The 11,624-nt window shown below is 50.4% G+C and carries 9 protein-coding genes; 7 read left to right on the forward strand and 2 right to left on the reverse strand.

Going from position 1 to position 11,624, the window contains the following annotated elements; genetic code table 11:
* The first annotated feature begins 86 nt into the window (after positions 1-86).
* Together ACO0LK_RS25285 and ACO0LK_RS25290 are read left to right on the forward strand one after the other, a co-directional pair.
* Complete coding sequence (locus ACO0LK_RS25285) at positions 87-2,765, forward strand: polysaccharide deacetylase family protein (RefSeq protein WP_422980045.1); 2,679 nt, start codon at positions 87-89, stop codon at positions 2,763-2,765.
* Between the two features lie 24 nt (positions 2,766-2,789).
* Positions 2,790-3,269: a DUF1870 family protein gene (locus tag ACO0LK_RS25290; RefSeq protein ID WP_422980047.1), complete on the forward strand. Its 480-nt coding sequence runs from the start codon at positions 2,790-2,792 to the stop codon at positions 3,267-3,269.
* A 68-nt stretch (positions 3,270-3,337) separates the two neighbouring features.
* On the opposite strand, the gene ACO0LK_RS25295 is transcribed toward ACO0LK_RS25290, so the two are convergent.
* Positions 3,338-4,453, reverse strand: a complete 1,116-nt coding sequence (locus ACO0LK_RS25295; RefSeq protein WP_422980049.1) for an NADH:flavin oxidoreductase/NADH oxidase — start codon at positions 4,451-4,453, stop codon at positions 3,338-3,340.
* 139 nt (positions 4,454-4,592) lie between these two features.
* Positions 4,593-4,820, reverse strand: coding sequence for a DUF6500 family protein (locus ACO0LK_RS25300; RefSeq protein WP_422980051.1), 228 nt, complete (start codon positions 4,818-4,820; stop codon positions 4,593-4,595).
* 209 nt (positions 4,821-5,029) lie between these two features.
* Here ACO0LK_RS25300 and ACO0LK_RS25305 point away from each other — a divergent pair, with 209 nt between their 5' ends.
* The 5 genes from ACO0LK_RS25305 (at position 5,030) to ACO0LK_RS25325 (ending at position 11,581) form a co-directional block, all read left to right on the forward strand.
* The gene (locus ACO0LK_RS25305; protein ID WP_422980053.1) at positions 5,030-5,602 is read left to right on the forward strand and encodes an RNA polymerase sigma factor; all 573 of its coding nucleotides are present in this window, start codon (positions 5,030-5,032) and stop codon (positions 5,600-5,602) included.
* Positions 5,599-6,573: a FecR family protein gene (locus ACO0LK_RS25310; RefSeq protein ID WP_422980055.1), complete on the forward strand. Its 975-nt coding sequence runs from the start codon at positions 5,599-5,601 to the stop codon at positions 6,571-6,573. The genes ACO0LK_RS25305 and ACO0LK_RS25310 overlap by 4 nt, the downstream gene beginning before the upstream one ends.
* A gap of 126 nt (positions 6,574-6,699) precedes the next feature.
* Positions 6,700-9,222, forward strand: a complete 2,523-nt coding sequence (locus ACO0LK_RS25315) for a TonB-dependent receptor domain-containing protein (protein WP_422980057.1) — start codon at positions 6,700-6,702, stop codon at positions 9,220-9,222.
* A gap of 15 nt (positions 9,223-9,237) precedes the next feature.
* A complete protein-coding gene (locus tag ACO0LK_RS25320; RefSeq protein WP_422980059.1) occupies positions 9,238-10,584 on the forward strand; it encodes an MBL fold metallo-hydrolase in 1,347 nt (448 codons plus the stop codon).
* 190 nt (positions 10,585-10,774) lie between these two features.
* Entirely contained in the window at positions 10,775-11,581 is an 807-nt protein-coding gene (locus tag ACO0LK_RS25325) for a zinc-dependent peptidase (RefSeq protein ID WP_422980060.1), read from the forward strand.
* Positions 11,582-11,624: the final 43 nt, after the last annotated feature.

The raw sequence follows: 11,624 nt of genomic DNA on the forward strand, positions 1-11,624 counted from the left end.
CCCCTATTTGCAATATGATATCGAACTGACTGATTGCCCCTGCTTATTTTTAGTTTGCTTATCATTTTGTTATACCGATTTTTTCAATGAAACCAATCAAGATTATTGTGCCTGCCGTAGCGGCAGTTTGTCTGGCTGTTGCCGCCTATTTTGTTATTCATAAAACCACCTCGGCTGCGGGGGGCGGTACCAGCTCAGAATCTGCACTGATTGACCCCAAGGATGGCTTCGATGCCAGCAAAATTCCGGATGACTTGAATGGCTTGCTGGTCGCCTACCGCAAGATCATCGTCTTGCTGGCAGATGAAAATAAACAGGGGCCCAAAGAACGCAATGAGGCCAATCGCATAGGGCAGGCTCTGTTTCATGAAAACTTGGTCAGATTGAATAATCTTGATGCCTATTTCGACAAGCTCAAGACGCGCCATGCCGTTCAGCGCGAAGCCAGCTTCGACACCATACTGACATATATAGAATCCGGCGAAGACCTGTATGACGCTGATCGTCTGGCGTTCAGGGAAGTCTTGGTCAGGATGCAAAAACTGATTGCTACCGAGCAGACCCTGCCTTCCATTAAATTGCACAAACGTGTTAGCGACGATCTGAATGCCTTGAGTGAGATTGAAAAGGAATACGACAAAGAGCTCAAGGAAATATTCTCTCGCTTCGAGTCGCGCTCGATAGAGTTGAAACGCGAACGCTGGGATGACTATCTCACCAAACTGCGCAAATTATATAACCGCGAACAAATCCTGAAAGACTACGGCATTATCTTGCCGTATCCAGAAAAGCCGGAACCACTAAGCGAAAAAGAAAAAGACATTTTCGGCCAGGGCTTGCCAGCCAAGACCGTGGTGCTGACCTTTGACGATGGTCCTCATGCCACCTACACGGATGAAATCGCGGCGATCTTGAAACAATACAATGTGCCCGGCGTATTCTTCCAGGTAGGTAAAAACGTCGGTAGTATCGACGGCAAGGGCAAAGAGCTGCTGAATAAGAATGCCGAAACCAGCAGGAAGTTGTTGAGCGCTGGTCACGTGCTGGCCAATCACAGTTTCAGCCACGCCTTGCTGTCCAAGCAAAGTGGCGACAGCCTGAACGCAGAAATCGAACAGACCGATAAATTGCTGAAAGCGATTGACCCAGCGCGTTCGGCCCTGTTCCGCTTCCCGTATGGTGCCAAGAGCAAGGAAGGCATGCAAATCCTTGGCAGGCTGGGGCTGCGCTCTGTCATGTGGAACATTGACTCTCTGGACTGGGCTGATCCGGTGCCGAACTCGATTGCGGGCCGCGTCCTGGGTACGCTGGAAAAAGAACAGCGTGGCATCATTCTTTTCCATGATATTCACGAACGCACGGTCAAAGCCCTGCCTCTGGTGCTGGATAAACTGATCGCCGATGGCTACAGCTTTGCATCCTGGGATGGGGCTGACTTCAAGGTTGTCAAGGGCGGCAAGGCAACTCCGGAGAAAGTCAGCATCAGTACCGACTATCAAAATAGCTGGGCCATCGTGATCGGCATTAATGATTATGCCAAATGGCCCAAGCTGCAATATGCCGTGCAGGATGCCAATGCCATTCGCGATACCCTGGTCAGCAAACTGGGCTTCCCGGGTGACAAGGTATTGACACTGACCAATGGTGATGCCACCAGAAATAATATCCTGGCCCTGTTCCATGAAAAACTGGGGCACGGACAATTGAAAAAAGACGACAGAGTGTTCGTCTTCTTTGCCGGTCATGGCGCCACCAGAAAGCTGAGTTCTGGCCGCAATCTGGGCTATATCATCCCGGTAGATTCTGACCCTGAACAATTGTCAGTCGATGCCATTCCCATGACGGATCTGCAAAACATTGCCGAAAGCCTGAATGCCAAACATATCCTGTTTGTGATGGATGCCTGCTACAGCGGTCTGGGCTTGACGCGCGGTGGTGGCAGCAGCGCCTTCCTGCGCGAAAATGCGCGCCGTATGGGCCGCCAAATGCTGACGGCTGGTGGCGCTGATCAACTGGTGGCAGACGGCGGGCCCAATGGCCATTCCGTATTTACCTGGACTCTGTTGCAGGCATTAAGCGGCAAGGCGGATCTGAATGGTGACGGCATGATTACTGCGACCGAACTGGCCGCCTATATTGCCCCGGCTGTGTCGAGCATGTCGCAGCAGACGCCTGCATTTGGCAGTTTGCCTGGTTCTGAAGGTGGCGAGTTTGTATTTGAGATGCGCAGCGAAGGCGAATTCTTGAGTGCAAAAACCAATCAGTTATCTGCCGATGCGATTGCGCTCAACAACAAAATTGACGGGGCAACTGCCAAAGCCGGCAGCGAGGCACCTATTGTCATTAAAAACCTGAATGGTGGTGAGCAGAAAATTGCCGCCCCCAAAATGGTGGATGCGCCATCGCGCCAGTTGGCACAAAGAGCGAATGACAGTGGTTTGCAACTGTATAGAGAAAAACAGTATGCCCAGGCCGAAGCGGCATTTACCGAAGCCTTGAAATACCGCCCTGATTTTGGTCTGGCAGCCAACAACTTGGGCTTTGTCTACTTCAAACAGCAAAAATACGCAGAGGCAGCGCGCTGGTTTGAAAACACCTTGCAGATTGATCCCTCCCGCGCCATCGCCTATCTTAATCTGGGGGATGCCAGAGCCATGCTGAATGAAAATGAAAAGGCTAAAAAAGCGTACACCAGTTTCCTGGAATTATCGCCGAATAGCCCGAATGCCAGTTATGTCAAAGAAGCCCTCAAAAAACTGGATTGATGCGACTTAGGGTAAAGGATAAAAATGAACGGTGTCACATTGAAGGCAATCCGCAGTTTGCTGCATTTCAGTCAAAACGAAGCGGCCGAGTTGATCGGCGGTGTCACCTTGCGCAACTGGAGTGGCTGGGAAGCCGGGGCGCAAAAGATACCGCAAGACGTGATATCGATGATTAATTATCTGATGGTGTGCCGCAAGAAGGCGATTGCAGATACGCAGGTAGCAATAAAAACCTATTACCAGCAAATGCCCGCCAATGCGGATAAAAAGCCGATAGCACTGGTGTGGTACGATAATTTTGAAGACTGGTGTACTTTGCCGTATCGTGAATCAATCATGTGGAGGCCACAGCAGTCAGTGATAGCCCATCTGATCTCGGTAGAAAACTGCAATATCGTGCAGTTTGATGCTGCTGCTTATGAGAATTGGCTGGGCCGACGTACAGATAGCGATTCCATGCGCAATCAGTGGGCGGCAGAGCAGGTACGGCTGCCGCAGAATTAAAATTAGAATTAAAATCAGAAATTGAAAGTCAAGGCTGTGTGGTGGCACAGCCTTGCAATGAACGCTGATTATCTTTGCCCTATACGGGTGTCGCCAAACAAGTTTTTCTGATCACGTGGTTGCGAGCGCCAGTACTGCTTGGGTGCTTCTACCGTAGCCCCCAATTTTGCAGCTGCATGCCATGGCCAGTGCGGGTCGTACAAAATCCCACGGGCAATCGCTATCGCATCTGCCTTACTTGCCGTAATAATATCTTCTGCCTGCTGCGCATCCGTTATCAGGCCTACCGCGATGACGGGTATGCTGCAATGCCGCTTGATTTCTTCTGCTAAATGAACCTGATAGCCAGGCCCCAAAGGAATTTTCTGTTCTGGCGAAACCCCACCGCTGGATACATGGATAAAGTCACAGCCACGCTCTTGCAGGGCTTGTACGAAGAGTTTGCTTTGCGAGATATCCAGGCCACCATCTACCCAGTCTGTTGCCGACAGACGCAGACCGACTGCCATACTGTCGCCGGGAACTGCGGCCCGCACGGCATCAAATACCTCCAGCGGAAAACGCAGGCGGTTTTCAACTGAACCGCCATACTGATCCGTGCGCTGATTGGCAATCGGTGACAGGAACTGGTGTAACAGATAACCGTGTGCAGCATGTATTTCTATGGCATTGATGCCCAGCCTGTGGGCACGCACGGCAGCATCAATAAAGGCATTTTTTACTCGCTGCAAGCCAGCTTGATCCAGCGCCAGAGGAGGGTGCTCGCCTTTGGCATGTGCCACTGCGGAAGGCGCAACTGTCTGCCAGCCACCATCTTCTATCGCGATAAGCTGGCCACCATGCCAGGGTACCTGGCTGGACGCCTTCCGGCCCGCATGACCAAGCTGTATGGCAACCGGCATGTTTGAATACCTGCGTATGGATTGCAAAACTGTGCCAAGTGCAGCCTCGGTTTCATCTGACCACAAGCCCAGGTCAAAGGGAGAAATGCGGCCTATGTCTTCAACCGCGGTGGCTTCCAATATCAACAAGCCGGCGCCCGACAGGGCCAGCCCACCCAGGTGGATAAGATGCCAGTCAGTGGCTTTGCCCTGGTCGGCAGAATACTGGCACATGGGCGCAATGATGATGCGGTTTGTCAGATTCAGTGATCCAAGGCTTAGAGGAGAAAAGAGGGCACTCATAGTTTTGCAAACCTGCTGTAGAGATCGATAGATGGATAAGGGCACGTGGAACAGTGGGCTAAGGCCAGACTGGTACCTATACATTATGCCCGCAGTTTCCATTTGTTGCCCGCAGGCTGCCGGTGCCTGCCCGGTGGTGTCAATCCTTCATATCCATGGCCGTGACCAACTGCCTGATTTTGACTGCTTTTTCAAAGTGGTCGAATTTTTTTTCCATGATCCACCAGGTAGCTGCTTCCATCAGCAATTCCGGGTCATCATTTTTATTGGCGAAGAAGGCGTAAAAGGATAAACCTACATCCGTACCCTTTTGCTTGATTTTGTTGTCGCATACGGCAATGATTTTTTTTCTTAATACATCTTGCATAGGGAAATAGTTTTATTTATTGAGGTATAGGAAGGTCTGAGCAAGGTTCAATTGTCAACAAACCTGGCATGTCGTTGGAGACGACAATAATAATGTGATTCATTGCTTCAATATATATCGCTTCAAGATATGGCGGATTTCTTTTTCATCTTCGTCTAAGTTAGAGTAGGGGTGTATTTTCGTTCAATCTGGTTAAGAAAGTGTGATTCATGGAATCCAATAAGCTGGATGAATGGTTTGAATTCGAGGTGTTGCCGCTGGAAGCCGCGCTGATCCGCTTTTTGCGCCGTAATCGCAGGCAAGAGGACGATGTTGCCGATTTATTGCAAGAAGTGTACGTGCGTCTGTATGAGTCTGCTGCGAAACGCATGCCAGACATGGTCAAGCCATTTGTCTTCGCGACGGCGCGTAACCTGCTGATCGATCTGGCACGCCGCGCGCAAGTGGTGTCAATTGAAGCCTACGCTGATCTGGATATCCTGGATGTATCCAGCGATGAGCTCACGCCCGAGCGGCACGCAACCGGACATCAGGAACTACGTTTGCTGCAACAGGCAATGGACATGTTGCCGGCGCGCTGCCGTGAAGTCGTGCAATTAAGAAAAATTGACGATATGTCGCAGCGAGATGTCGCGCTATACATGGGCATTACCGAAGACACGGTAGAAAAACAGATATCCAAGGGAATGCGTGTCCTGGCCAGCTCTCTCCTTGTCAAAGGCGTAAACGTAGGAGTAACTAAATTATCATTAAAAATTCGCAAAAAGGACGACTCGATATGAAAAGCGCGTCTGAAATTGAAGAGCAGGCAGCCAATTGGTTAGCACGCCGCGACAGTGGCAACTGGTCTGATGAGCAGGAAACGGCAATGCAGGCCTGGGTTAATGAAGCAACGGCACACCGGATTGCTTATTTAAGGCTGAAGAGTGTGTGGCAGCGGGCCAATCGTCTCAGCTCATTGAAAATGCCTCAACAATATTCTGTACCCAAACCAAGGGCTACATTTTCACTGCTGGCCGGGTGGAGAATCGCGGCAGGTGTATTGCTCATCGTGGGTGCCGGCGCACTGGTGGTTTCGTCTGACATCCTCACCCCGGCAACAAGATATGGCACCGTGCTTGGTGAAAGCAAGACGCTGGCCTTGCCTGATGGTTCCAGATTGGCACTCAATACCAACACCCATATCCGGACGCAGATATCTTCTGAAAAGCGTCTGGTGTGGCTGGATAGCGGGGAAGCTTATTTTGAGGTTGCCCACGATGCGAAGCGCCCCTTTGTCATTGATGCAGGCAAAAATCGGGTCACTGTCCTTGGCACCAAATTTTCAGTACGCAGGGATGGCAATCAAATTAAAGTAAATGTTGTCGACGGACGGGTACAGGTCAGCAATAGTGATGCGAAATCCCCCAGCCAGCAGATACCAGAAAACGCCGTGGTGATGACCAAAAACGAAACGCTGGAAACCGGCAGTGGCCAGCTTGTTGTCAATCATAAAACCACTGAACAGATCATGAGGCAACTTGACTGGCGCCAGGGTAAGCTGGTACTCGATGACATGACACTGGCCCAGGCGGTATCAGAATTCAATCGCTATAACCAAAAAAAGCTGGTGATTCTTGACGCTTCTGCTGGCCAGATTAAAATCGCTGGCAGTTTTAATGTCGATAATGTTGATGGTTTTGCCCGCCTGTTGCATCAGGGTTTTGGCCTGAAAGTTGAAATTGGAAAGGATGACATAAAAATCCTTCGCTGAGACATGCCGGATTTTCGAGATGGACTCGTCTAAGTAAGTGGGTAGCAAAAAAACTTCACTTATTTCAAAGGAATGAAAATGGTTCGTCATCAACTTGTCGGTGCACTATGCATAATGACAACCTGCATGTCAGCTCAAGTACAGGCGCAATCCCAAGCTCGGGCCCAGGCAAGCGAGATCAATATACCGGGCGGCGATTTGAGGATCGCGCTCGATGCTTATGCCACCCAATATGGCATTCAGTTACTGTACAAGCCGGGCGACATTAGTGGAATTTCTACCAAGGGAATCAAAGGTCTGGTGTCACAGGAACAGGCACTGACTTCGCTGCTGGGTAACAGTGGTTTATTGGTGAAGCGTGACGGGGGAAATGCGATTGTCATTTTTCGTGGCACGGTGCTCGATCTGCCTGCGCAGGATATGACTGAGGCGCTGGCTGCATTGTCAGCTAAAACCGGTTTGCACATCGTTGTGCCTGCTGAGGCAAAGGGTCTGCGCAGCAACCCCCTGAAAGGTGCATTCGAGGCAAGAGACGCTTTGCGCCAGCTCATTGTCGACAGTGGGCTGGAACTGGCGAGCGATGATGGCACTACCATCTTTCTTAGGCGTCAGGCGGAAATATCGCTCAGCACGGTAACCGTCACTGCACAAAAGCGCCCGCAATTGGCCCAGGCCGTACCTATTTCCATGACGACATTTTCGGCCAAGGCACTGGAAGTCAATCGCATCCAAAGCTTGCAGGACGTAGCGCGTCTGACTCCCGGATTGCTGGTGTCTGCTTTCAGCCAAAATAATCCCACGATTGCGATTCGTGGCATCAGCAATACTTTCTCGCAAATTGGTGTGAGCAAACCGGTTGCAGTCGTGCTTGATGATGTGTTCATCCCGCGCAACAGTGCCGCCAATTTTGAATTGTTTGACCTTGACTCGTTGACCGTTTTGAAAGGCCCGCAAGGGACACTGTTTGGACGTAATGTGACGGGTGGTGCGATCGTACTCACCACGCGTCCTCCATCTCTGGACGAACGGGTATTGGAAACACAATTAACTTTGGGTAATTTGAATGCCCGTCAGTTTAATGGTCTGATCAGCACACCACTAAATGATAGTACTGCATTCAAGCTTTCTGCTTCTGTACGAGGCCGTGACGGCTACGGTGTTGACCGTCTTACCGGCAAGCAGCAAGACGATATCAATAGCCGTAATTCGCGTGCGCAATTATTTTTTAAGCCTGGTAGTGGTGTCGAAACCATGTTAAGTGCAGACTATAGTGAAGACTGGAATGGTGGCCGTACACTATCCTCCGATACGCTGGGAAATGATGGCGATGTACGTACATCAGAATTGGGTGTGATTCAAGGATTCAAGCGAACCATTGCTGGTACATCGGCGAAAATCAACTGGAAATCTGATGCAGGTGAAGTCACCTCAGTCACTGCTTACCGGAAGTCGCAATCCGGTGAAGACTATTCCGGCGTCGGTGCGAATTATAGTTTTCTGAGTACAGGTAGCCAGAGTCTGGTGCGAGATGCTGATCAGATAGGTACATTTTCACAAGAGCTGCGTTACGCCAGTCCGAAATGGGCTTATGGCGATTTCGTCACTGGCCTGTATTACATGAGCGAAAACGGTTCGCGGCAACTGGATACGCGCGGCCTGGCGGCAAAGACAGGAATCCTTGCCAGCGCAACTTTGGCCAATCAGCATGTAGATACAACAAGCTATGCAGTATTCGCAGATGGTGTCATACATCTGGCTTCAGCGTTTGATTTGACGGCAGGTATGCGGTACACACAAGACGAAAAGACCGCCAGCCTGATACGGTCTGACTTCATACGTCCAGTAAACAACTTTAGCAGTGGTGACGTCAAGGCCAAATGGAGCGAGGTAACACCTCGTCTGGTGCTGAGCTGGCAGCCAGAACGCAATCTGATGGCCTATGCCAGCGTCACACGTGGCTTCACTGCCGGTGGTTTTAATGGCGACGCATCATCCTTCAGTGTTTTTAAAACACCTTTCAATCCTGAAAAAGTCACTAACTATGAAGCGGGTCTTAAAACCCAATGGTTACAGAATCGCTTGCGGGTGAATGCCTCACTCTACAAGTTGGAATATAAAGACAAGCAAGAACTGGTGAATAACTCATTGACAGGCATTTTGACTATTGTCAACGCCAGCAAAGCAACGGTCAAAGGTGGTGAAGTCGAAATTACCTACAAGCCAGTGAACTGGCTGGATTTATCGACCAGCTATAGCAGGATTGACGGTACTTACGATAGTTTTGTGGTGGGCACCGTCAACAATAGCGGCAACCCGATTGCCTCTGCACCGCGCAATCAATTTTCTGCTGCTGCAAATGTCATTATTCCTCTTGAATCGACAGGCTATCTGGTGGGCTCGGCCAATTATTCCTGGCGTGACGGCTATAACACAGGGGCGGCAAATGATCCAAACTTACAGATTCCAGGTTATGGCTTAAGCAATCTGAGTCTCGGTTACGAATCTGCCGACCGCGGCTGGCGCATCATTGCGTGGATAAAAAATGCGAACAACACTACGTATCTGTTGACACGTTCCATACAAGTTGTGCGTGCCGAATATGTGGGTGAACCACGTACCTTCGGACTGACGCTGACGGCCAAATTCTGATTATTGAGATCGATGATGGATACGACAATTAATCGACGTCAATTTATTCTTGGCATGCTGGCAGCACCCTTGTCCACGATGGCTGTGGCTGGCGATGTGGCTGGAGGTGTTGCTGGAGGTGTGGCTGGAGGTGTGGCTGGAGAATCGTTGCAAAGTGCGGGCTTGGATGCAGTCGGTAGCAGCATGCTCGCCTGGGCACCGGGCTTCCTCGACATACATCATATTGCCACGGGGCGAGGCAATGCGACTTTCGTCATCATGCCAGACGGAACCAGTTTGCTGATAGACGCAGGTGCCACGGCAGATGGGCTTGACACGTCTGCCGCACCAAGACCGAGTGCCCAGCGCCGGCCTGGTGAATGGATAGGTCGTTACGTACAGCGTCACTTACGTGCCACCAAACGAGGCGGGCTTGACTATGTGCTGGTGACGCACTTGCACCCCGATCATACCGGTGATGTTAATGAGTCGTCCCCTCCATCTGCCAAGGGGGCTTACCAATTGTCAGGCATTACCGACGTTGCTGAAATTGTGCCGGTTGCGACCCTGATCGACCGCGCTTACCCTGGCTACGATTACCCCGTCGCTCCCAATGGGCGATTTGCTTCCAACTATCTCGCCTTTGTTCAGTCACGCATACAAACCGGGCAAAAGGTTGAGCGTTTCATGGTAGGGAGAAACGATCAATTCACTTCCCGCAATAAGACTGCTGAAAATGGTTCCGGGCACCAGGCAGGTTTTGATATTCGCAATCTTGCTGCGAATGGACAGGTCTGGACCGGGAAGGGCGAGCAAACCAGGATGTTATTCCCGGCCCTGAATACCCTGACGCTCAAGGATTATCCGAATGAGAACGTCTGTTCCACAGCCATCCGTATTGGGTACGGAAATTTCGCTTATTTTACTGCCGGTGATTTGACCAGTTATACCTTTGATGGTGATGCTCCCTGGCGTGATGTCCTTACTGCCGCTGCCCGCGCATCGGGGCCTGTTGATGTATCAACAGCCGACCATCATGGCATGTTTGACGGTATCAGCGCAGATTCCGTTCGCATCCTGAGGCCAAAAGCCTGGATTATTCCCAGTTGGCATATTTCCCATCCTGATCAGCTTCAACTGGAACGCATGTTTAGTGAGCGTCTCTATCCAGGGAAGCGTGAAGTGTTTGCAACCTCTATCATGCATGAAAACTTCCTCGCCAACCGGCGTTTGATCAGCCGGCTCAGCAGCCGCGATGGGCATGTGATTGTTCGTGTTGCTCCTGGTGGTAAAACCTTTACTATTCTGGTCACTGATAATGCTGATGAAGAAGATCGTATCAAGCTGAAATTTGGGCCGTATCTGTCTGGTTCTGCAAGCTAGCGAGAAAATGGGAGTCCTACTTTTTTGCGGAAGGTAATACTGTTGATATTCTGTCTTGCTATGCCAGCATGTATCTTGTAAATCCGGATTTTTTGCCTTTGCTATTGATTTTGCCTTTGTTGCGCCCATTTGCTTTACGTAAATGGATGCTAACTTTGTTATAGCATCGGCAACCTTGATTGGCCTTAACATGGAATGGCTACTTGCTGTATTGGTCTTGCTGGGACTGGGCGTGTTTGTGCTGCCCCGGGCGCGTTTGCGCTATGTGCTGTCGCAGGCTTTTCCCCTGAATTATTCAAAAATCCTGAGGAAAAACCTGCCAGGCTATTCGCGCATGCCTACTGATTTGCAAATGCAGTTAAAGCGTCGCATACGTCAGTTTCTGTACCAGAAAACCTTTGTCGGTTGTGGTGGTCTGACTATCACTGATGAAATCAGGGTAAGCATAGCTGGCAAGGCTTGCCTCTTGTTGTTAAACCGAGAATCGGATGTATACCCGCAGCTTACCCATGTTCTGGTGTATCCGTCAGCATTTGTGGCACCCAGAACGCAGATGAACACGGGCGGTGTGGTAACGCATACCAATCAGGGGCTGAGTGGTGAATCCTGGAGTGATGGCCGGGTGATTCTGGCCTGGGACCAGGCTGCGCATAATCCTGAGAATGAGGCGCGTGGTCAGGATGTGGTATTGCATGAATTTGCGCATCAGCTCGATAGTGAAACCGGCTCTACCAACGGTGCTCCTGATCTGAAGACGGCAGCAGCTTACAAGGCATGGTCGCAAGTCATGGAACGAGAGTTTTCGCAATTGCTGCAAGCAATTGACAGCAATATGCCGACGATTATTGACCCCTATGGTGCAACCAATCCTGCAGAGTTTTTTGCGGTCGTGACCGAGGCCTTTTTTAAGAAAAGCCAGGACCTTGCTCATTACCATCCGGCCTTGTACATGCAATTACGCAATTATTATCAGGTTGATCCTTGTGACTGGATTTAATTTGCATATCTAGAACTCATTTCATAAATAGGGGTGAGATGCG

It is taken from the genome of Undibacterium sp. Ji49W, from assembly GCF_049340205.1.
Lineage (GTDB): Bacteria > Pseudomonadota > Gammaproteobacteria > Burkholderiales > Burkholderiaceae_D > Undibacterium.